The 20,660-nt window shown below is 73.0% G+C and carries 21 protein-coding genes and 1 tRNA gene; 15 read left to right on the top strand and 7 right to left on the bottom strand.

Going from position 1 to position 20,660, the window contains the following annotated elements; all coding sequences use genetic code 11:
* The first annotated feature begins 74 nt into the window (after positions 1-74).
* Both AB0P07_RS06950 and AB0P07_RS06945 read left to right on the top strand, forming a co-directional pair.
* Positions 75-1,061, top strand: a complete 987-nt coding sequence (locus AB0P07_RS06950) for an aldo/keto reductase (protein WP_365546207.1) — start codon at positions 75-77, stop codon at positions 1,059-1,061.
* A complete protein-coding gene (locus tag AB0P07_RS06945; protein ID WP_365546204.1) occupies positions 1,058-3,427 on the top strand; it encodes a helix-hairpin-helix domain-containing protein in 2,370 nt (789 codons plus the stop codon). Before AB0P07_RS06950 ends, AB0P07_RS06945 begins: the two co-directional genes overlap by 4 nt.
* Positions 3,428-3,561: 134 nt before the next feature.
* Here AB0P07_RS06945 and AB0P07_RS06940 read toward each other — a convergent pair whose 3' ends face one another.
* Entirely contained in the window at positions 3,562-4,299 is a 738-nt protein-coding gene (locus AB0P07_RS06940; protein WP_365546201.1) for a hypothetical protein, read from the bottom strand.
* Between the two features lie 47 nt (positions 4,300-4,346).
* On the opposite strand from AB0P07_RS06940, the gene AB0P07_RS06935 reads away from it, so the two are divergent.
* Positions 4,347-4,535, top strand: a complete 189-nt coding sequence (locus AB0P07_RS06935; RefSeq protein ID WP_007388288.1) for a DUF5703 family protein — start codon at positions 4,347-4,349, stop codon at positions 4,533-4,535.
* 96 nt (positions 4,536-4,631) lie between these two features.
* On the opposite strand, the gene AB0P07_RS06930 is transcribed toward AB0P07_RS06935, so the two are convergent.
* The 3 genes from AB0P07_RS06930 to AB0P07_RS06920 all read right to left on the bottom strand — a co-directional run bounded on the left by AB0P07_RS06930 (position 4,632) and on the right by AB0P07_RS06920 (position 7,326).
* Positions 4,632-5,420 (bottom strand): chaplin family protein, encoded by a 789-nt coding sequence (locus AB0P07_RS06930; protein WP_365546198.1) that lies wholly within the window; start codon positions 5,418-5,420, stop codon positions 4,632-4,634.
* A 176-nt stretch (positions 5,421-5,596) separates the two neighbouring features.
* Positions 5,597-5,830 (bottom strand): chaplin ChpH, encoded by a 234-nt coding sequence (chpH, locus tag AB0P07_RS06925; protein ID WP_019325258.1) that lies wholly within the window; start codon positions 5,828-5,830, stop codon positions 5,597-5,599.
* A 131-nt stretch (positions 5,831-5,961) separates the two neighbouring features.
* Complete coding sequence (locus AB0P07_RS06920; RefSeq protein WP_365546194.1) at positions 5,962-7,326, bottom strand: M20/M25/M40 family metallo-hydrolase; 1,365 nt, start codon at positions 7,324-7,326, stop codon at positions 5,962-5,964.
* 134 nt (positions 7,327-7,460) lie between these two features.
* Here AB0P07_RS06920 and AB0P07_RS06915 point away from each other — a divergent pair.
* Positions 7,461-7,548: transfer RNA gene (locus AB0P07_RS06915), tRNA-Leu, on the top strand.
* Between the two features lie 72 nt (positions 7,549-7,620).
* Positions 7,621-7,995: a YchJ family metal-binding protein gene (locus AB0P07_RS06910; RefSeq protein WP_365546191.1), complete on the top strand. Its 375-nt coding sequence runs from the start codon at positions 7,621-7,623 to the stop codon at positions 7,993-7,995.
* A 28-nt stretch (positions 7,996-8,023) separates the two neighbouring features.
* Here AB0P07_RS06910 and AB0P07_RS06905 read toward each other — a convergent pair whose 3' ends face one another.
* Positions 8,024-8,725 carry an FCD domain-containing protein gene (locus AB0P07_RS06905; RefSeq protein WP_365546188.1) on the bottom strand — a complete coding sequence of 234 codons (702 nt, stop codon included), beginning with the start codon at positions 8,723-8,725 and terminating at the stop codon, positions 8,024-8,026.
* Between the two features lie 136 nt (positions 8,726-8,861).
* Between AB0P07_RS06905 and AB0P07_RS06900 the strand changes: the two genes are divergently transcribed.
* The 4 genes from AB0P07_RS06900 (at position 8,862) to AB0P07_RS06885 (ending at position 12,738) form a co-directional block, all read left to right on the top strand.
* On the top strand, positions 8,862-9,389 hold the full coding sequence (locus AB0P07_RS06900) for a gluconokinase (RefSeq protein ID WP_365546186.1): 528 nt from the start codon (positions 8,862-8,864) through the stop codon (positions 9,387-9,389).
* A gap of 91 nt (positions 9,390-9,480) precedes the next feature.
* A complete protein-coding gene (locus AB0P07_RS06895; protein ID WP_365546183.1) occupies positions 9,481-10,878 on the top strand; it encodes a gluconate:H+ symporter in 1,398 nt (465 codons plus the stop codon).
* Between the two features lie 40 nt (positions 10,879-10,918).
* Positions 10,919-11,680 carry an SDR family oxidoreductase gene (locus AB0P07_RS06890; RefSeq protein WP_365546180.1) on the top strand — a complete coding sequence of 254 codons (762 nt, stop codon included), beginning with the start codon at positions 10,919-10,921 and terminating at the stop codon, positions 11,678-11,680.
* Entirely contained in the window at positions 11,677-12,738 is a 1,062-nt protein-coding gene (locus AB0P07_RS06885) for an L-idonate 5-dehydrogenase (RefSeq protein WP_365546178.1), read from the top strand. The genes AB0P07_RS06890 and AB0P07_RS06885 overlap by 4 nt, the downstream gene beginning before the upstream one ends.
* 81 nt (positions 12,739-12,819) lie before the next feature.
* Here AB0P07_RS06885 and AB0P07_RS06880 read toward each other — a convergent pair whose 3' ends face one another.
* Positions 12,820-14,358, bottom strand: a complete 1,539-nt coding sequence (locus tag AB0P07_RS06880) for an APC family permease (protein WP_365546175.1) — start codon at positions 14,356-14,358, stop codon at positions 12,820-12,822.
* 59 nt (positions 14,359-14,417) lie between these two features.
* Positions 14,418-15,365, bottom strand: a complete 948-nt coding sequence (locus tag AB0P07_RS06875; protein ID WP_365546172.1) for a hypothetical protein — start codon at positions 15,363-15,365, stop codon at positions 14,418-14,420.
* A 306-nt stretch (positions 15,366-15,671) separates the two neighbouring features.
* Between AB0P07_RS06875 and AB0P07_RS06870 the strand changes: the two genes are divergently transcribed.
* The 6 genes from AB0P07_RS06870 to AB0P07_RS06845 all read left to right on the top strand — a co-directional run bounded on the left by AB0P07_RS06870 (position 15,672) and on the right by AB0P07_RS06845 (position 20,551).
* A complete protein-coding gene (locus AB0P07_RS06870) occupies positions 15,672-16,577 on the top strand; it encodes a DMT family transporter (RefSeq protein WP_365546170.1) in 906 nt (301 codons plus the stop codon).
* A 133-nt stretch (positions 16,578-16,710) separates the two neighbouring features.
* On the top strand, positions 16,711-17,226 hold the full coding sequence (locus tag AB0P07_RS06865) for an NUDIX domain-containing protein (protein ID WP_365546167.1): 516 nt from the start codon (positions 16,711-16,713) through the stop codon (positions 17,224-17,226).
* A 237-nt stretch (positions 17,227-17,463) separates the two neighbouring features.
* The gene (locus tag AB0P07_RS06860) at positions 17,464-17,856 is read left to right on the top strand and encodes a DUF202 domain-containing protein (RefSeq protein ID WP_365546165.1); all 393 of its coding nucleotides are present in this window, start codon (positions 17,464-17,466) and stop codon (positions 17,854-17,856) included.
* A 2-nt stretch (positions 17,857-17,858) separates the two neighbouring features.
* Positions 17,859-18,188, top strand: coding sequence for a DUF202 domain-containing protein (locus tag AB0P07_RS06855; protein WP_365546163.1), 330 nt, complete (start codon positions 17,859-17,861; stop codon positions 18,186-18,188).
* A gap of 117 nt (positions 18,189-18,305) precedes the next feature.
* Positions 18,306-19,331 carry a phosphotransferase family protein gene (locus tag AB0P07_RS06850; RefSeq protein ID WP_365546161.1) on the top strand — a complete coding sequence of 342 codons (1,026 nt, stop codon included), beginning with the start codon at positions 18,306-18,308 and terminating at the stop codon, positions 19,329-19,331.
* A 5-nt stretch (positions 19,332-19,336) separates the two neighbouring features.
* Positions 19,337-20,551 (top strand): acyl-CoA dehydrogenase family protein, encoded by a 1,215-nt coding sequence (locus AB0P07_RS06845; RefSeq protein WP_365546158.1) that lies wholly within the window; start codon positions 19,337-19,339, stop codon positions 20,549-20,551.
* Positions 20,552-20,660 lie beyond the last annotated feature (109 nt).

Genomic DNA, 20,660 nt, shown 5'->3' with positions numbered 1-20,660 from the left:
CCGACCTTAGCGCGCGGAAATGGGTTGTCCACAGGCCCCCACGGGGCAAGCCGCGGCCAGTAGTGTCGGCGTTCATGGAGCAGAGGCATCTCGGCCGCACCGGCCTGCGCGTGTCCCGCATCGGTCTCGGCACCCTGACCTGGGGCCGCGACACGGACGAGCACGACGCCGCGGACCTCTTGAAGACCTTCTGGGAAGCGGGCGGGACGCTCGTCGACACGGCGGACGTGTACGGCGACGGGGAGTCCGAGTACCTGCTCGGGCGTCTGATGGAGGGCCTGGTGCCGCGCCGGGACCTGGTGATCTCGACCAAGGCGGGCAGCGTTCCGGATCCCGACCGCCGGTTCGACGGTTCGCGCGCCCATCTGCTCTCCGCGCTGGACGCCTCCCTGGCCCGCCTGGGCACGGACCACGTCGACGTGTGGCACCTGCACGCCTTCGACCCGCACACGCCGCTGGAGGAGACGCTGCACGCCCTGGACGTGGCGGTGAGCAGCGGCCGGGCGCGCTATGCGGGGGTCTCGAACTTCTGCGGCTGGCAGCTGGCCAAGGCGGCGACCTGGCAGCTGGCGGCGCCGGGGGTCCGCAACCGGGTGGCGAGCACCCAGATGGAGTACTCGCTGCTCCAGCGGGGCGTCGAGCGGGAGGTGCTGCCGGCCGCCCTGGACCTGGGGATCGGTCTGCTCCCCTCGTCCCCGCTGGGCCGCGGGGTGCTCACGGGCAAGTACCGCAAGGACACCACGCCCCCGGACTCGCGGGGCGCCCTGGACCACATGGCCCCGTTCGTCGAGCCCTACCTCGACGACACGGCCGGGCACATCGTGGACGCGGTCGCGACGGCGGCGGACGGGCTCGCGGTGACCCCGCTCCAGGTGGCGCTCGCCTGGGTCCGCGACCGGCCCGGGGTGGTCGCCCCGATCATCGGCCCGCGCACCGCGCAGCAGCTCACGGCGGCGTTGTCAGTGGAGACGCTTAGTCTTCCTGACGAGATCTGCCGGGCGCTCGACGACGTGTCGGCGCCCGTGCACCGTTATCCCGATCACGACTGGAGCACGCTGTGAGCACGGAGCCCGAGCCCGTCTCGAAGGACGCCACGGACGCCGTGGACACCGGGCCGGAGACCCCGGGCACGGCCGAGGCCTCCGCGCCCGAGGCCGCCGGCACGGCCGAGGTGTCCGCGCCGGACGCCGCCGAGCCGGACACCGCGGCCGATGCGGGGGCCAGTGCGGGGGCCGCCTCCGAGGTGGCGCCGGACGAGTCCGCCGGGCAGGCGTCCGATGCCGGGGACGGGGTCGAGGCGGCCGCGCAGGTGTCCGAGGCCGAGGCCGAGCTGGCGGCGCAGCGGGCCGAGCGGGAGCGGATCGAGCGGCGGAAGGCGGAGAAGCAGGGGCCGATCGACGCCGGGGGGAAGCTGAGTGGCTCGGCGGCCGATCTGCTCGCCGCCGTACGCGCCGTGGAGAGCGGCGAGAAACCGGCGGCCACGGTCTTCGAGGCCCCCGAGCCCGCGCGCCGCCCCGCCCCTGAGCCGGTACGACGGGCCCGTCCGGAGGCCGCCGCGCCGCCCGCCGCCCACGCCGGGTCCGTCGGTCCCGCGGGTCCTGCGGGTCCTGCGGGTCCGGCGCCGGAGACGGTGCAGTCGGTGCGTCGCGTGCTGGCCGAGGGCGGCGCCCCCGAAGCGCTGGCGCCGCAGACCGCCGCGCTCCTGGGCGAGGGCGCGGAGGACGCGCTGCGCGCCGACCCCTGGCAGTTGCTCCGGGTCGGCGGCGTGCGGCCGGAGCAGGCCGACGGGTTCGCCCGGGCCCTGCTCGGCGCGGAGTGCGGCCCGGACGACGAGCGGCGCGGCCGTGCCGTCACCGTCTGGCTGCTGGAGCAGGCGGCCCTGGCCGGGCACACGGCGCTGGAGCTGCCGCGGCTGACCGCCACGCTGGCCCAGCGGGGCGTTCCGGACCCCGACGCGGCCGTGCAGAGCACGCTCGCCGAGGGCGAGGCACTCGCCTTCCAGGACGCGCTGGAGGAGCCCGGTGCCCGACCCGAGCGCACGGCGGGCGGTGCGGAGGACGCACACGCAGAGGGCGCTGAGAGCGGGGAAGGCGAGGAGGGCGAGGAGCGTCCGGTCCGGGTGCTGATCGGTCTCGAGCGGTACGCGCTCGCCGAGGAGAGCCTCGCCGACGGTCTGGCCCGGCTGGTCAACTCGGCGCCCAAGCAGGACGGTTCCGCCGCGGACTGGGAGGAGGCCGCCGCGTCCGCGCCGGGCTCCGCCGCCGATCTGATCCGTGCCGTCGCGACCCACGGGCTGGTCCTGCACACCGGCGGCGAGGCGTCCCTGGCCGAGCCCGCCGCCCTGCTGCACGCGGCGCACTCCCTGGGCCTGCGGGCCTGGGCCGCCGCACCCGGCCCGCTCGGCCGCGACCGCTTCGCCGCCCTGCTGGGCGCCCCGCCGGCCGACTCGGCCGCCCCGGGGCCGGCCGCTGCCGCCGTCGTCACCCTGACCGGACTCCTGACCGGCGCCGAGGGGCCGGGGCGGGACGCCGACGGGGCGCTGGACCTCGATCTGCTCGTCGTCCTCGACGCACCCCAGCTCGACGTCGAGGCGGGCGCCCTGCTCGCGGAGTCACTGCCGGACGGGGCCCGGCTGGTGCTGGCCGGCGACCCGGCGGTGCTCTGGTCCGTGGGCCCCGGACGGGTCTTCGCGGACCTGCTGGCGGCACGGGTCTGTCCCCAGGTCGCCTCGCGGCTCCCGGACCCCGGTCCCCTCGGTGAACTGGTCTCCGGCGTCGGCATCGGCGAGCTGGGCCAGGTGGAGGCGCCCGGCAAGGAGATCGTGATCGTGCCGGTGCGGGACGCGGGCGAGGCCGTGCACCGCACCGTCCAGCTCGTCGCGGACTCGGTGCCGCGCGCGATCGGCGTTCCGGCCGAGGAGACCCAGGTGATCACGCCGGGCCACGGCGGCGCGGCGGGCACGCGCGTGCTCAACGCCGCGCTGAAGGAGCTCCTCAACCCCGGACCCGGCCGCTTCGGCGGCTTCGACCCCGGTGACCGGGTCGTCCACTCCCCCGCGCCGGGCCGGGTGCTGCCGGGCCGGGTGGTGACGGCCGACGCCGACGGGCTGCACCTGTCGTGCGCGGGCGAGACCGTGGTCGTGCCCAGGGAGCGGGTGGATGGGTCCGTGCGGCACGGCTGGGCGCTGACCGCCCACCAGGCGCTGGGCGGCCGCTGGCCCGCCGTGGTCGTGGTCCTGCCCGGCGACGCCGTGCAGGCACTCAGCCGCCCCTGGATCTACACGGCGTTCGGCCGTGCCGCCCGGCACCTGTCCGTGGTGCACGGCGTGGAGCAGGCCCTCCCCCGCGCCGTGGCGGAGGTCCCGGCCAAGCCGCGCACGACCAGGCTGCCGGTCCTGCTCACCCCTCAGGTCCCGGTCACCGACTGACCACGTCCGACCACGGGCACCGATTGCCTGCCGCCCGCCCGGCCGTACGCTGCCGGGCGGCCACGGCACGCGGCCGACACCGTGCCGGGTTCACGGCGCCCGGCCCGCCCGGCTCCGTGCCGTGGCTCCGGAACTCAGCGGTCCGCCTCCAGGCGTGCCGGTTCACCGTCCTCCTCCAGGTCCGTGTCGAGGTCCGTGTCGAGGTCCTCGTCCAGCTCCGGCAGATCGCCGTCGCCGTCGTCCTCGTCGCCGTCGTCGAGGCCGTCGTCGAACGCCTCGTCGAAGACCGCGCTGACGTCGAAGCGGCAGACCACCCGCTGCGGGTCGACCTGTTCGAACGGGGCCTCCAGCCACTCCCCCGGTTCGGCGCTCTCGTCCGCGGCCGTCACCCAGAGCGTGGAGTCGCCCTCCTCCAGCCCGAACTCCTTGTGCCGGGAGGCGATCTCGTCCGGCTCGAACTCGCCGAACAGGAGGCCGAGCGCCCCGTGCACCGTGTCCGAGGTCTCCGCGCCCGGGCCCTCCTCGTCCGCCGCCTCGACCCGTCGGGCCTGGGCCATCAGGCGCTGCGGCTCGGCGACCTCGTAGTCGCGGCGGATCAGGACGCTGAGCGCGCTGGGTTCCTCGGGGCCCGTGTACGGCGGCAAGGTGTCCTCGCCGGGGATCTCGAAGGGCGTGACCTCGTCGTACCGGTCGTAGAGCAGTTCGTCGTACGCCTCCGCGGCCGCGGCCAGCTCGTTGAACGCGTCGTAGACGGCCGGGTCTTCCTCTCCCGACCGGCGTTCGACCGCGGCCAGGTGGCGGTCGAGCGCGGTCTTGACCGCCTCGGCGGCGGCGCGTACCTCGGCAGCGGTGGGCTGCGCAGCATCAGACATAGTGCAGACGCTATCCGTACCGGGCCCCAGCCCGCACAATAGATTCGATGCCGGAATACGAATTTGTCGATGTGTACCTACCGCGCGGGGTCACCCGTAAGGAGGCGACACGTCAGCTGACGGACCATGCCGAGTACGGACACTGGGAGTTGTACCGCCTGACCCTGCTGCGTGACGGCAGCCGCAAGGTGCGGTTGCGGCGGCGGATCATCCGCCAGGTGCGCGCCACCTGGTGATCCGGGGCCCCGGCCCGGTCGGGCCCGAGTGACGGAGGCGGACACGGAGCGGGCCCCGCCGGTGCGGAGCCCGCTGCGTGTGCCGGTGCGCCCGTCTCACGCCGAGGCGCGTGCCTTGCGGTAGAGCACCGTGCCCGCGAGCAGCGCTCCGGCACCGACCGGGAGGGCGAGGCCCAGCGGCAGGTCACTGCCGGTCTCGGCGAGCGCCGCGCCGCCTCCCGGCTGGGCGACGGTCTGGGTGCCCGGCTGGTTGTCGTCCGTGGAGTCGCCCGGCGTATCGCCGTCCGAACCGGACGGGTTGTCCGGGGTGTCGGGGTTGTCGGGGTTGCCCGGCTTCTCGGGAGGCGTCTCGTGGTCGCCGGGCGGCGTCGAGTGGTTCCCGCCTCCGCCCCCGTTGTCGCAGTCGTTGCCGAAGGCCGGGTTGAGGGCGCCGATCACGTCGATGCTGTTGCCGCACACGTTCACCGGCACGTCGATCGGCACCTCGACGTGGTTGCCGGAGCCGACGCCCGGCGAGTCCGAGGCGTGGCCGCCCGCGTGAGAGCCCCCGCCGCCGTGCGAGCCGCCGTGCGCCCCGTCATGACTCCCGGAGTCGCCGTATCCGCCGGAGCCGGAGTCGCCGTGCCCTCCGGTGGCGCCGCCGCCCTTGTTGGCACACGAGTTGCCCATCGCCGGGTTGAGGACGCCGACCACGTCCACCGTGTTGCCGCAGACGTTCACCGGCACGTGCACCGGGGCCTGCACCGTGTTGCCGGAGAGTACGCCGGGCGAGCCCGAACTCGAGCCGTGCGCGCCCGAGTCCGCGTGGGCGCTGCCGCCCGCGGCGGCGATCACGCCGGTGGCCGCCGCCATCGTCATCAGGCCCTTGCGGGTGACCTGTCGCATGTTCTGAATCCCTGCCTTGTCTGGTCCCGTGGTACCGAGAATGCGAGCGTGCCGGAATTCCGGCGCTGCCGTCGTCCCCTCGCCTCGAATGTCCCCCGAAAGGCCGTCGGCCCCGGAGCACATGGCGTGCACTCCGGGGCCGACGGAATCAGATCCTCACGGGGCGAGGCACAACGTCACTTGTTGACGCAGACGTTGCCGAAGGCGGGGTTCAGCAGACCGATCACGGAGATCGTGTTGCCGCAGACGTTCACCGGGACGTGCACGGGAACCTGAACGACGTTGCCGGAAAGGACGCCGGGCGAGTGCACGGCGGCACCCTGGGCACCGGAGTCGGCGACGGCCATGCCCGCGCCCGCGAGAACCAGACCACCGGTGGCAGCCGCGGCGGCGACGACCTTCTTGAGCATTGTTCCTCCTAGTTGGCAAACGCGATCCCAAAATTGCCGATCGCATCACCTGTAACGAGGAGGAAGTAATGAGGCTACGAGCTTATGAGCGCATTCACTCGTCCCGGTCTCCTCCCGTACACACAGGCGATTCAGGACGCGTCGATGAAGCGGTCGAGCACCCGCACGCCGAACTGGAGTCCCTCCACCGGCACCCGCTCGTCGACGCCGTGGAACATGCCCGCGAAGTCCAGCTCGGGCGGCAGCTTGAGCGGCGCGAAGCCGAAGCCCCGGATGCCCAGGTCGTCGAAGGACTTGGCGTCCGTGCCGCCGGAGAGCATGTAGGGGATCGCCTTCGCGGCCGGGTCCTCGGCCACCAGCGCGGACTGCATCGCGTCGACCAGCGCTCCGTCGAAGGTGGTCTCGACGGCCTTGTTGGCGTGCACGTCCTCGCGCCGCACATGCGGTCCGAGGATGCGGTCGAGGTCGGCGAGGAACTCCTCCTCGTACCCGGGCAGATAGCGCCCGTCGATGTGCGCCGTGGCCTCGCCGGGGATGACGTTGACCTTGTAACCCGCGCCCAGCTGGGTCGGGTTGGCGGTGTTGCTCAGGGTCGCGCCGATGAGCTTGGCGATCCCGCCGAGCCTGGCGATCGTCCCGTCCATGTCCTCCGGGTCCAACTCGGTGCCGAGCGCGTCGCCGAGTTCGTCGAGGAAGGCCCGGGTCGTCTTGGTGACGCGGACCGGGAACTTGTGCCGGCCCAGGCGGGCGACGGCCTCGGACAGCTCGGTGATGGCGTTGTCGCGGTGGATCATCGACCCGTGCCCCGCGGTGCCGGCCACGGTGAGCTTCATCCAGTGGATGCCCTTCTCGGCCGTCTGGATCAGATACAGGCGGCGCTGCTCGTTCACGGTGAAGGAGAAGCCGCCCACCTCGCTGATCGCCTCGGTGACGCCCTCGAAGAGGTCGGGGTGGTGGTCGACGAGGTGCCGGGCGCCGTAGGTGCCGCCGGCCTCCTCGTCGGCGAGGAACGCGAGCACGATGTCCCGCGGGGGCTTGCGCCCGCTGCGCAGCCGGTCGCGGACGACCGCGAGGGTCATCGCGTCCATGTCCTTCATGTCGACCGCGCCGCGCCCCCACACGCAGCCGTCGGCGACCTCCCCGGAGAAGGGGTGGTGGGTCCAGTCGTCCGCGTTGGCCGGGACCACGTCGGTGTGGCCGTGGATGAGCAGCGCGGGCCTGGACGGGTCCTCGCCCTCGATCCGGGCCACCGTGGAGGCGCGTCCGGGGTGGGACTCGAAGATCTTCGGCTCGAGTCCCACCTCGGCGAGCTTCTCGGCGACGTACTCGGCGGCCTTGCGCTCGCCCGGTCCCGAGTGGTCGCCGTAGTTGCTGGTGTCGATCCGGATCAGCTCGCGGCAGAGGTCGACGACCTCGTCCTCGCCGGTGACACTCCTGGCCGTGCCGGTGCCCGTGCCCGAGTCGCTCACGTGGTTCCTCCCGCTGTCACTGCTCATGTCACTGCTGGTGGGTCCCCCTCATCCTCCTCCCTGAGCCGTCCGGGCCCAAGGAGGGGGTGATCGGCCACCCCGGAAAGCCTGGTAATGTTTACGTCGTCGCCAAGGGGAGCACCCCGCGCGACAGACACCTTGTCCGGGTGGCGGAATGGCAGACGCGCTAGCTTGAGGTGCTAGTGCCCTTTATCGGGCGTGGGGGTTCAAGTCCCCCCTCGGACACCAGCTGAAACCCCTGCTGAGCAGGGGTTTTCTGCTTTTCGACGACAGTCGCCGCGACCACCTGGAGTTGTCGCCATGACCACCCCTGCCTGCCCCTGCGGGCGGTCCGAGCCGTACGAGAAGTGCTGCGGCCGTTTCCACGCCGGGACCGCCGCCGCGCCGACCGCCGAGGCCCTGATGCGCTCCCGCTACAGCGCCTTCGCGAAGGGCGACGCGGGCCATCTGCTGCGCACCTGGCACCCGCGGACCCGGCCCGCGCGGCTCGACCTCGACCCGGGCGTGCGGTGGACCGGTCTGGAGATCCTGGGGACGTCCGACGGCTCCGCCTTCCACGCCACCGGGACCGTGACGTTCCGGGCGTCCTACCGCGGCGGCTCGCTGCACGAGCGAAGCCGGTTCGAGCGGCTGGACGGGGCGTGGGTGTACGTGGACGGGGAGTTCCTCGACTGACGACGCCTCCCCCTGGCGCCCTCGGCGCTCAGGGCGCCAGGATGTCCAGCTCCTGCAGCGCGCCCTCGGTGATCTCCCGGGTCAGTCGCTCCGCGCGCTCGGCGTCGCGGGCCCGGACCGCCTCGGCGACCTGGACGTGCAGGGTGACGGCGGCCGGGTCGGGGTCCTCGAACATCACGTCGTGGTGCGTGCGGCCGGCCAGGACCTCGGCGACGACGCCGCCGAGGCGGGCGAACATCTCGTTGCCGGAGGCGGTGAGGATGACGCGGTGGAAGGCCACGTCGTGGAAGAGGTACTCCTCCAGCCGGTGACCGCGTGAGTTGGCGACCATGCCGAGCGCGCACTCGGTCAGCTCGGCGCACTGCTCCGCCGTGGCGAGCCGGGCCGCCAGTCCCGCCGCGACCGGTTCGACGGCGGACCTGAGCACGGTCAGGGAGCGCAGTTGCCGGGGGCGTTCGGAGCCGGCCAGGCGCCAGCGGATGACCTGTGGGTCGTAGACGTTCCACTCGCACTCGGCGAGGACGGTGACGCCCACGCGGCGGCGGGACTCGACGAGGTGCATGGACTCCAGCACCCGGACCGCCTCCCGCATCACGGAGCGCGACACCTCGAAACGCTGGGCGAGCTCGTCCGTGCGCAGCACGCTGCCCGCCGGGTATTCGCCCGCTGTGATCGCGGGGCCGAGGGTGTCCAGTACGCGGCCGTGCAGCCCCCGGCCCGGTGTGCTCATGCACTCAGCGTACGGGGCACGTCACCGGAACAAAAAGTCAGACTTATATGTCACAGACTCTTGAAGTTGTCGTACTAATGAGTTTCAGTTGCGTCGACATCAGGTGTCGACGAAGACAGCAGACAGCGAGAGTGCGATGCAGCAACTGCACACCCCCCACGTGGTCGTGGTCATGGGCGTCGCGGGTACCGGGAAGACCACCATCGGTCCCCTGCTCGCGGCCCGGCTCGGCGTTCCCTACGCCGAGGGCGACGACTTCCACCCACCGGCCAACATCGCCAAGATGACGGCCGGCACCCCGCTCACCGACGAGGACCGCTGGCCCTGGCTGGACGCCATCGGAGGCTGGGCGCACGGGCGTGCCGGGCTCGGTGGGGTGGTGAGCAGTTCGGCGCTGAAGCGGTCGTACCGCGACCGGCTGCGCGCCGCCGCTCCCGGTGTCGTCTTCGTGCATCTCACGGGCAGCCGTGAGCTGATCGAGGACCGGATGTCGCACCGGCAGGGCCACTTCATGCCGACCGCCCTGCTCGACTCCCAGTTCGCCACGCTCCAGCCGCTGCAGCCGGACGAGGCGGGAGTCGCGGTGGACGTCGCCGGCACCCCCGAGGAGATCACCGAACGGGCGGTCGACGCCCTGAGGGACCTCCCCGAGCCGGTCCAGTAACCCCCGCACCCCCCACCTCCGGGGTCGTGCCGCTCTCCGCGCGCACGGCCCCGAACTCCCCCCGAATCCCCATCACCGCAAGGGAACCACCGTGACCAGACTCAGCGTCGAGATGCTGGCAGCGGACCCCGTCGAGCCGATCACCTCGGCGGGCCACGCTCAGCTGGGCATCGCCGTGCTCCTGGGCATCGCCGTCATCGTCCTGCTCATCACCAAGTTCAAGCTGCACGCCTTCCTGTCGCTGACCATCGGGTCGCTGGCGCTCGGCGCATTCGCCGGGGCTCCGCTGGACAAGGTCATCACCAGCTTCACCGCCGGACTCGGCTCCACCGTCGCGGGCGTCGGCGTCCTGATCGCCCTCGGTGCGATCCTCGGCAAGATGCTCGCCGACTCCGGCGGCGCCGACCAGATCGTGGACACCATCCTCGCCAAGGCCACCCCGCGTTCGATGCCGTGGACGATGGTGCTGATCGCCTCGGTCATCGGACTGCCGCTGTTCTTCGAGGTCGGCATCGTCCTGCTGATCCCGGTCGTCCTGATGGTCGCCAAGCGCGGCAACTACTCGCTGATGCGGATCGGCATCCCGGCCCTGGCCGGTCTGTCCGTGATGCACGGCCTGGTCCCGCCGCACCCCGGTCCGCTGGTCGCCATCGACGCGGTGGACGCCAACCTCGGTGTGACCCTGGCGCTGGGCGTGCTGATCGCGATCCCCACCGTGATCATCGCCGGTCCGGTCTTCTCGAAGTACGCGGCCCGCTGGGTGGACGTCCCGGCCCCCGACCGCATGATCCCGCAGCGCGCCTCCGAGCAGTTGGACAAGCGTCCGAGCTTCGGCGCCACGCTGGCCACGATCCTGCTGCCGGTCGTGCTGATGCTGCTCAAGGCCCTGGTCGACATCGTCATCGACGACCCCGAGAACGTGGTGCAGCGCACCTTCGACGTCATCGGCAACCCGCTGATCGCCCTGCTGGTCTCGGTGATCGTCGGCATCTTCACGCTGCTGCGGCCCGCCGGGTTCGGCAAGGACCGTCTCTCCGGCCTGGTCGAGAAGGGGCTCGCCCCCATCGCGGGCATCCTCCTGATCGTCGGCGCGGGCGGCGGCTTCAAGCAGACGCTGATCGACTCGGGCGTGGGCCAGATGGTCCTGGACATCTCCAAGGACTGGTCGATCCCGGCGCTGCTGCTCGCCTGGCTGATCGCGGTGGTGATCCGGCTGGCGACCGGTTCGGCGACGGTGGCCACCGTCTCGGCGGCCGGTCTGGTCGCTCCGCTCGCGGCCGACATGTCGACCACGCACGCCGCCCTGCTGGTCCTGGCCATCGGCGCCGGCTCGCTGTTCTTCAGCCACGTCAACGACGCCGGCTTCTGGCTGGTGAAGGAGTACTTCGGGCTGAACGTCGGCCAGACCGTCAAGACCTGGTCCGTCATGGAGACGATCATCTCCGTGGTCGCCGGTGCCCTGGTGCTGCTGTTGTCCCTGGTCATATAGCCGCACCACGCACGGGTCAGAAAGGATCAGGAGCACGACGATGACGGCTCACCCCCTCTTCGACATCGGCGGGCGCACCGCCCTGGTGACCGGCTCCAGCCGGGGCATCGGGCTGGCGCTGGCCCGGGGCCTCGCGGAGGCCGGCTGCCGGGTGGTCCTCAACGGACGCGACGGCGACCGGCTCGCGAAGGCCGCCGCCCAGCTCCCCGGCGAGGTTCACACGGCGGTGTTCGACGTGACCGACGGCCCGTCCGTCACCGCCGGGATCGCGGAGGTCGAGGAGCGGGTGGGCCCGCTCGACATCCTGGTCAACAACGCCGGAATGCAGCTGCGGGCGCCCCTGCTGGAGTTCGCGGACGCGGACTGGCACCGCGTCCTGGACACCAATCTCACCAGCGCCTTCCTGGTGGGCCGGGAGGCGGCGCGCCGGATGACGGAGCGCGGCCACGGCAAGATCGTCAACATCTGCTCGCTGCAGAGCGAGGTGGTCCGCCCGGGCATCGCGCCCTACGCCGCCACCAAGGGCGCGCTCAAGATGCTCACCAAGGGCATGTGCGCCGACTGGGGCCCGTACGGCGTCCAGGTCAACGGGCTCGGCCCCGGCTACATCGAGACCGAGCTGACCCGGCCGCTGGTCGAGGACGAGAAGTTCAGCGCCTGGGTGCGCGGGCGCACTCCGGCCGGCCGGTGGGGCCGTACGGAGGACCTGGTGGGCGGGCTGCTGTTCCTCGCCTCGCCCGCGGCGGACTTCGTCGGCGGGCAGATCCTGTACGTCGACGGCGGAATGACGAGCGTCCTGTGAGCGCCGGGGATGCCTCCGCGCCGGGCTGTGTGATCCACGGTGCGGGCGACCTGCGGGTCGAGGACGTGTCCGTCCCCCGCCCTGGTCCGGGCGAGGCGCTGGTCGCCGTGCGTTACGGCGGTGTCTGCGGCTCCGACCTGCACTACTGGCGGCACGGCGGCGTCGGCGACTTCCGTCTGCGGGAGCCGATGCTGCTCGGCCACGAGGTGGTCGGGACGGTCGTGGCGTACGGCTCCCCGGACACGGCGGGACCGGCGGCGGGTACGTCCGTCGCCGTGCACCCGGCGACCCCCTGCGGGGTGTGCCCGGAGTGCGCGGACGGGCGGCGCAACGTCTGCCGGGACACCCGGTATCTGGGCAGCGCGGCCCGCTTCCCGCACGTCCAGGGCGGCTTCGCGGCGCGGATCGTCGTCCCCGCCGAGCAGTTGCGCCCCCTCCCGGCCGGCCTGGACCCGCGCCGGGGCGCTCTCGCCGAGCCGCTGTCCGTGGCCCTGCACGCCGTGCGCCGGTCCGGGGAGGTGGCCGGGCGGCACGTGCTGGTCACCGGCGCCGGGCCGATCGGCGCCCTGGTGGTCGCGGCGGCGAAGGCGGCGGGCGCGGCCCACGTGACGGTGACGGACCTGCTGCCCGCGGCCCTGGAGTACGCCCGGGCCGCCGGCGCCGACACCCTCGTACGGGCCGACGACCCCGGGAACTCCGGATGGCCGGCGGAGGTGGACACGGCGATCGAGGCCTCCGGTGTGGCCGCGGGCCTCGACACCTGTCTGCGGCTGGTGCGGCGCGGCGGCGTGGTCGTGCAGCTGGGCATGCTGCCGCCGGGGCACAGCCCCTTCGCGGGGAACCTGGTGGTGAGCCGGGAGATCGAGCTGCGCGGGGCGTTCCGCTTCGACGGCGAGTTCGACGACGCGCTGTGCCTGCTCGCGGCCGAGCCCGCGTTCGACGCGCTGGTCAGCGCGGTGGTTCCGGTGCGGGACGCGGCGTCGGCGTTCGAGCTGGCGGCGGACCGGAGCCGGTCCTGCAAGGTGCTGCTGGACTTCGGCGCGTCCCCGGCCGGCTGAGTCCGGGCGTTTCCCGCGTGCCTCGGGCCCCGGTCGGCTGAGCCGCCGGGACCCGGGGCGTGCTCGGGGGCCCTTCCGTCGTCAGGCGGACGCGGCCTTGTCCAGCTGGAAGGCCTCGTTGCCCTGGCCGATACGGGCGTGCCGTTCGGGGGCGCGGGAGCGCAGGACCAGGCCCTGGACCACTCCGGCGACGGCGGCGAGGCCGATGATGCCGGGCAGCACCCGGCTCAGGGCGGAGTCGGGGCCCGCGCCGACGAGGACGTCGAAGTCCTTGACGGTGTAACCGGCGATCACCAGCAGGGCCAGGCCCGCGACGGTGGAGGTGACCAGGCGTACGCCCTGCGCCCCGGCGGCGCCGCGCCGGACGAAGAAGGCCACCACGGAGAACGAGGCGGCTGCCATCAGCACGATCACGCCGAGGGCACCGATGTTGCCGCCCCAGGTGAACAGGTGGAGCACGGGCTCGGTCGGGTCGCCGCTGGGCTTGTCGTCGGCGACGGCGAAGCCGACGACGACGACCGCGGAGACGGCGGTCTGGAGCAGCGAGCCGGTGCCGGGTGCTCCGCTGCTGCCGTTGGTCCGCCCGAAGGCAGCGGGCAGCAGCCCCTCGCGGCCCATGGCGAAGGCGTACCGGGCGACGACGTTGTGGAAGCTGAGCAGCGCGGCGAACATGCCGGTGACGAACAGGACGTGGAGCACGTCGGTGAAGGTGTCGCCGAGCCGCGACTCGGTCAGGAAGAACAGCAGTCCGGCGCTCTGCTCCTGCGCGGTGCCGACGATCTTGTCGGGTCCGGTGGCCACGGTCAGGGCCCAGCTGCTGAGCGCGAAGAAGACGGCGACCCCTGCGACCGCCAGGAACATGACACGCGGAACGAGCAGGTGCGGCCGGCTGGTCTCCTCGGCGTACACCGGCGCCTGCTCGAAGCCGAGGAAGGCGGCGATGCAGAAGCACAGCGCGGTGCCGACCCCGGCGCCGGTCAGGGTGTCCGGGTTGAAGGCGTGCAGCGACAGGCCCTGCACCCCAGGGTCGGCGACGGCGGCGATGTCGAACACCACCACCAGGACGACCTCGATGAGCAGCAGGACGCCCAGCACGCGCGCGTTGACGTCGATCTTCAGCCAGCCCAGCGTGCCGACCGCGAGGACCGCCAGGAGGGCCGGGATCCACCAGGCCACGTCGAGCTCGGCGTAGGTGGACAGCAGTCCGGAGACCTCGAAGCCGAAGATGCCGTAGATGCCGACCTGGAGGGCGTTGTAGGCGACCAGCGCGACCAGGGCGGCGCCCGCGCCGGCGGTGCCGCCCAGGCCCCGGGCGATGTAGGCGTAGAAGGCGCCCGCGTTGTGGACGTGCCGGCTCATCTCGGCGTATCCGATGCTGAAGAGGATCAGCACGACGCCGAGCACCACGAAGAGGAGTGGCTGTCCGACGATGCCCATGACCGCGAAGGTGGTGGGCATGACGCCCGCGACCACCATCAGCGGGGCGGTGGCGGCGAGCACGGACAGGAGCAGTCCTCCGGTGCCCAGCCGGTCGGCGCGCAGGGCGCGATCCTCGCCCTTGAAGGTACTGATGGCGCCACCGCTCGCGGATCTGCTCGTGCTCGAACTGCCCGTGGTCATCGCAGGACGTCCTTCTCTCGTGTTCCTCGTGGGTGGTGTGCTTCGGGTTCGTCGGGCGATCAGGTCGTGCCGAGCGCGCCGGAGCGAGCGGCGCGGAAGGCGGAGAGCGGGTCGCGGTCCGGGTACGACCACGGGGCCGGCGTGGCGTGCTCGCCGATGCGGTGGAACAGGGCGGCGGCCTCGGCGCCGCGGCCCTCGCAGGACTTGGCGTGGGCGAGGAAGTTGAGGTCGATCAGCCGGCGCGGGTGGCCGTCCTGCTCCCACTCCAGCCACCAGTCGAAGGCCGCCTTCATCACCAGCCGGGCACGCCGGCCGACCCAGTGCCCCGAGGCCGTCGGGTCGGGGGACCCGTGTCCGGCGGCGGCCAGCACGCGGTAGCGCTCGGCGTGCGCGACGACCGGGAGGATGGCCAGCGGGGAGTCGGCGGGTGCCTGCTCGGCGGCCCAGTTGGCGAAGTCGTACACCTCGTGCAGCGGGTCGGGGCCGTCGCCGCCGCGCTCGGCGAGCCGGGCCGCCATCAGGTGGTGGGCGTGGTGGTGGTCGGCGTACCGCCCGCGCACCTCGTCGAAGACGCGGACGACGTCCTCGTCGGCGCCCAGGGCGCGCTCCAGCACGAGCAGCCCGAGCCAGGGCGTGGGGTCGGCCGGCACCAGGGCGGCGGCGTCCCGGCACGCCTCGCGGACCCGCGCGGGCTTCTCCCTGCCCCGCAGGGCGCGGTAGACCAGGGCGTGGGCGAGGAGCACCGAGGCGTCGGCGGAGCCGGGGTCGGCGAGCAGCCACTCGCGGGCCCAGGGGGCGCAGTGGGACTCCTTGGCCAGCACGGAGACCCGGTGCCCCCGGCGGTCCCAGTCGTCACCCGTGTGGACCAGCAGGGAGCGGACGGACTGCCAGCGCCCCTGGGCCAACGCGGCGCGAGCGGGGATGAGTTCGGCGTCGTCGAGGGCGTCGTCGAAGGCTTGGGCCGCGCGTTTGCGGCCGCGGCCGAGGGGAGGCGGAGGTGGGGACACCGCGGGAAACTTCCTCACGCGACACGCTAGGTCGTCGTAGCCGGACTGCCATGACCGGATCGCCATGAACTGATCACGCACAGCAAACCGGCAGCCAAGGCTTGGCGTCAAGAGGGACCGTGGCGTTACACGCGTCAACTCCCTTTACTGCAGCGGAACTTGGGTAGCCGCGGTCACCGCCTCCGCCCCGGGGGTCCGTCGGCGGGCCGCACCCCGAATGCGCCGCCTGCCCGGCACCCGGCGGCCACCCGCACTAGAGTCGTCCCCGACGCCCCCGTGACCCGACTGACGATCGAGGTACGCAGCGTGTCGGTTCTGGTTCTGGTCCTCGCCGTGTGCGCCGCGTGCTGTCTGGGTTTCGGTTTCGTCCTCCAGCAGAACGCGGCCGAGCGCGCTCCGCTGGGCGACTTCCTCTCGCCCCGCCTCCTGCTCGACCTCGCGCGGATGCCGTGCTGGCTGGCCGGCACGGGGCTGATGGTGGCCGGTCTGGTCCTCGGCGCGCTCGCACTGGGCGGCGGCGAACTGAGCCTCGTCGAACCGCTCCTGGCGACGAATCTGCTCTTCGCCCTCGCGCTGTCCCGGGTCCGGACCAAGCAGCCGCTGGGGCGCCAGGGCTGGGCCGGCCTCGCACTGCTCGCGGGCGGCGTGAGCGCGTTCATCCTCGCGGGCGAGCCGCGCGGCGGCAATGCGGTGACGGACCCGGTACGGCACTGGCTGATCGTCGGCGTCATGCTGGGGCTGGCCCTGCTGCTCACGCTGTGGGCCGGCCGCGTGCGGCTGACTTGGGGGCCCGCACTGCTGGCGCTGGCCGCCGGCCTGGTGTACGGGGTGCAGGACGCGTTGACCCGGGTCAGCGGCCGGCGCTTCACCTCGGGCGGCCTGGCGGAACTGCTGACGGGCTGGCAGCCGTACGCCGTGGTGGTGCTCGGCATCACCGGCCTGCTCCTGGTCCAGAGCGCCTTCGAGACGGCGCCCCTGCGCCGGTCGCTGCCCGCGCTGACGGCGGCCCAGCCGCTCGCCGGGATCGCCTGCGGGGTCGGCTTCCTCGGCGACCGGCTGCACACCTACGCCGGGGCGCTCGCGTGGGAGGCGGGCGGCCTCGCGGCAATCGTGGCGGGCATCGTCCTGCTGGGCCTGCACCCGGCGATGCCGCAGGGGGCGGGCACGGGGACGGGCGAGAGCGGGCGGGAACCGGCGCTGGAGCGGGGCTGACGGGCACTGCGGTACGGCGGGGCCGGGCGGGGCTGGTCGGCCGGGCGGGCTGCTTCGATGGGCGAGCTGTTCGGATGGGCGAGCTGCTTCGATGGGCGGGCTGCTTCGATGGGCGAGCTGCTTGGATGGGCGGATGAGTTCTGCTGACGAGATCCTCGACGTCGTCGACGAGAACGACCGCGTGGTCGGGCGGGCCCGGCGGGGCGACGTGTACGACCGGGGGCTGCGGCACCGGTGCGTCTTCGTGTGGGCGCGCGACCCCGAGGGACGGGTGTTCGTCCACCGCCGGACGGCTTCGAAGCTGGTGTTTCCCGCGCTGTACGACATGTTCGTCGGCGGGGTGGTGGGCGCGGGCGAGTCGTACGACGACGCGGCGCTGCGGGAGGCGGAGGAGGAGCTGGGGGTGAGCGGGCTGCCGCGGCCGGAGTTCCTCTTCAAGTTCCTGTACGACGACGGGGCGGGGCGGTCGTGGTGGTCGGCGGTGTACGAGGTGCGGGTGGCGGGGGCGGTGTCTCCTCAGGTGGAGGAGGTGGCGTGGTACGGATTCCTGTCCGAGGGGGAGCTGGAGCGGCGGGTCGGGGAGGGAGTGTGGGAGTTCGTGCCGGACGGGGCGGCGGCGTATGCGCGGCTGCGGGCTCGGCGGGGGTGAGTGGTCCGGCGTTTCCTCCTCGCCCGGCGCGGGGCTGGGGCGGGGGGCGGGGGCCCGGGCCGGGTGCCTCCCCCAGTGCCTGAACGGCCTGGGAGGTACCCCCAGCGCCCACCCGCGCCGCCCCGGCGGCACGACTGCCCGCAGCTGGAGGGGGCGGGGCGGCGACTGCACGCAGCTACGGGGCGGGGCGGGTGGGTGCACGCTGCCAAGGGGCGGAGCGGCGGATAGGGTCCCCGGGTGAGTGAATTTGCGCGGAGTGTTCGGTTGTGGTTCGTGCCCGCTGAGGTGCGGCGGGAAGGGGGAACTCCCGATTACCGGTTCTCGCTGGCCAACGAGCGTACGTTCCTGGCCTGGCTGCGTACCGCCCTCGCGCTGATCGGCGGCGGGTTCGCGGTGGACCAGTTCCTGCCCGACCTGCGGTGGGGCTGGCGGGTCGGGCTCGCGCTCGCGCTGCTCGCCGCCGGGGTGTTGTGCTCGCTGCGGGCCGTGAACCACTGGGCACGCTGCGAGCGCGCCATGCGCCGGGGCGAGGACCTCCCCGTCTCCCGCTTCCCGGCGCTGCTCAGCCTGGTCGTGGCCGTGGTAGCGGTCGTCATGGTCGTCGTGGTCCTCGTCGGCTGGGAGGGCTGAGCGTGAGCGGCGCCGACACGGACCCCGCGGACCGCGATCCCGGGCTCCAGCCCGAGCGCACCCGGCTCGCCTGGCGGCGTACCACCCTGTCCGGCACGGTCGTCGCCGTACTCGCCGTGAAGGCCGCGCTGCACGGGGGCGCGACGGCCGTCTCGGTGCTGGCCGTCGCCCTGTGCTGCGTCCTCTGGCTGGCCTTCCTCCGCATCGCCCACGGTCGTATCCGCACCCTCGCCGCGGCGAACAGACCCCGTACGCTCACTCCGCCGCATGCCGCCGCCGCGGCTCTGTGCACGCTCGCTCTCGCCGCCTGCGGGGCGGTCCTGGTTCTCTGAACCCGAAGCCGCGCCCGACCTGCCCGTAACACCGGTCACGTTCCGTCCGCCCACTGGACGACATACCGACCGGTCGGCATCATGTGGGGGTACCGTTCGCCTGCCCCAGGAGAGCCGATGAGCCCCGATCACCCGCCCGGACTCGATCTCGACCGGTTGCGCGTCCTGCTCGACCGCGAGCGGCCCGGCCTGGTGACCGGGCCGCTGTCCGGCCGACTGATCGAGGGCGGACGGTCGAACCTCACCTACGCCGTCTCGGACGGTGCCGCCCGCTGGGTCGTACGCCGCCCGCCGCTCGGCCACGTCCTGGCCACCGCGCACGACATGCGGCGCGAGCACCGCGTCATCAGCGCCCTGCATCCGACGGACGTGCCCGTGCCGCGCCCGGTGCTGCTGTGCGAGGACGAGGAGGTGCTGGGGGCGCCGTTCTACGTGATGGAGTTCGTGGAGGGCACCCCGTACCGCACCGCCGAGCAGCTCGCGCCCCTCGGCCCGGAGCGCACCCGCGCCGCGGTGCTGAACCTGGTCGACACGCTGGTCGGGCTGCACGCGGTGGACCCCGCCGAGGTGCGCCTCGCGGACTTCGGGCGCCCCGAGGGCTTCCTGGACCGCCAGCTGCGCCGCTGGGCCAAGCAGCTCGACGCCTCCCGCAACCGTGACCTGGCCGGCATCGACGAACTGCACGCCACCCTCGGCCGGGAGCTGCCCCGCTCCCCCGCCCCCACGGTCGTGCACGGCGACTACCGCCTCGACAACGTCCTGATCGGCGGCGAGGGCGACGAGATCCGGGCCATCCTCGACTGGGAGATGTCCACGCTCGGCGACCCGCTGACCGACCTCGGCCTGCTGGTGATGTACAGCAGCCCGCTCGGCATGGCCGACTCCCCCGTCTCCACCACCGCCCAGGCCCCCGGCCACCCCGCGCCCGCCGAACTGATCGAGCGGTACGCCGCCCGCTCGGGGCGCGACGTCACGACGGTCGCCTGGTACACGGCGTTCGCGTGGTTCAAGCTCGCCGTGATCCTGGAGGGCATCCACTACCGCTACACGCTGGGCCAGACGGTCGGCCGCGGCTTCGACCGCATCGGCGACCTCGTCCCCGTCTTCATCGAGCACGGCCTGACCACCCTTCAGAAGGGCTGACCCCCATGGACTTCGCGTACGACACACGCACCGAGGAACTCCGCGCCAGGCTGCTCGCCTTCATGGACGAGTACGTCTACCCGGCCGAGCAGGTGGCCCACGAGCAGCGCGCGCGGCTCGCCTCCCCGTGGGAGACCCCGCAGGTCGTGGAGGACCTCAAGGCCGAGGCCCGCCGCCGGGGGCTGTGGAACCTGTTCCTCCCCGACGCCGAGCACGGCGCCGGCCTCACCAACCTGCAGTACGCCCCGCTCGCCGAGATCACCGGCCGCAGTCCGCAGCTGGCGCCGACCGCGACGAACTGCGCGGCGCCGGACACCGGGAACATGGAGGTGCTGGCCCAGTTCGGTGACGAGGCGCAGAAGAAGCGGTGGCTTCAGCCGCTGCTCGCCGGTGAGATCCGCTCCGCGTTCGCGATGACCGAGCCCGACGTGGCCTCCTCGGACGCCACGAACATCACCACGCACATCGAGCGGGACGGCGACGAGTACGTCGTCACGGGCCGCAAGTGGTACATCTCCGGGGCGATGAACCCGGACTGCGGGATCTTCATCGTGATGGGCAAGACCGACCCGGACGGCGAGGACATCCGCCGCCAGCAGTCGATGGTGCTGGTTCCGCGCGACACGCCAGGGGTGACGGTCGACCGGGCCATGCAGGTCTTCGGCTACGAGGACCACTACCACGGCGGCCACGCCGAGGTGACCTTCGACCACGCGCGCGTGCCCGTGTCCCACCTGATCGGCGAGGAGGGCGGCGGCTTCGCCATCGCCCAGGCCCGGCTCGGTCCCGGCCGGATCCACCACTGCATGCGGCTGATCGGCATGGCGGAGCGGGCGATCGAGCTGATGTGCCGCCGCGCGGTGTCCCGCGAGGCCTTCGGCAAGGCGCTGGCCCAGCAGGGGGTGGTGCACAACTGGATCGCGGACGCCCGGGTCACCGTCGAGCAGTTGCGGCTGCTCGTGCTGAAGACCGCCTGGCTGATGGACACCGTCGGCAACCGGGGTGCGCACACCGAGATCCAGGCCATCAAGATCGCCACGCCCCGCGCGGTGGTCGACATCATCGACCGTGCGATCCAGTTGCACGGCGCGGGCGGCGTGAGCCAGGACTTCCCGCTGGCCGAGCTGTACGCGGGCGCGCGGACACTGATGATCGCCGACGGCCCGGACGAGGTGCACCAGCGTTCGCTGGCCCGCCGGGAGATCAAGAAGTACCTCTGACCGCCTTCCCGCGGGCAGCCGGTCAATAGCCGCCCGAGCAGTGGTGGTCGGCGCGCGCGAGGGCACGGAGGAAGACGAGGAGACGGGGCCAGGACGAGGGTCTGCGCGT

This window comes from Streptomyces sp. NPDC085944 (genome assembly GCF_040686295.1).
Classification (GTDB): Bacteria; Actinomycetota; Actinomycetes; order Streptomycetales; family Streptomycetaceae; genus Streptomyces; species Streptomyces salinarius.
Note: the sequence above shows the minus strand (reverse complement) of the source record. Positions and strands in the feature narration are given on the sequence as shown.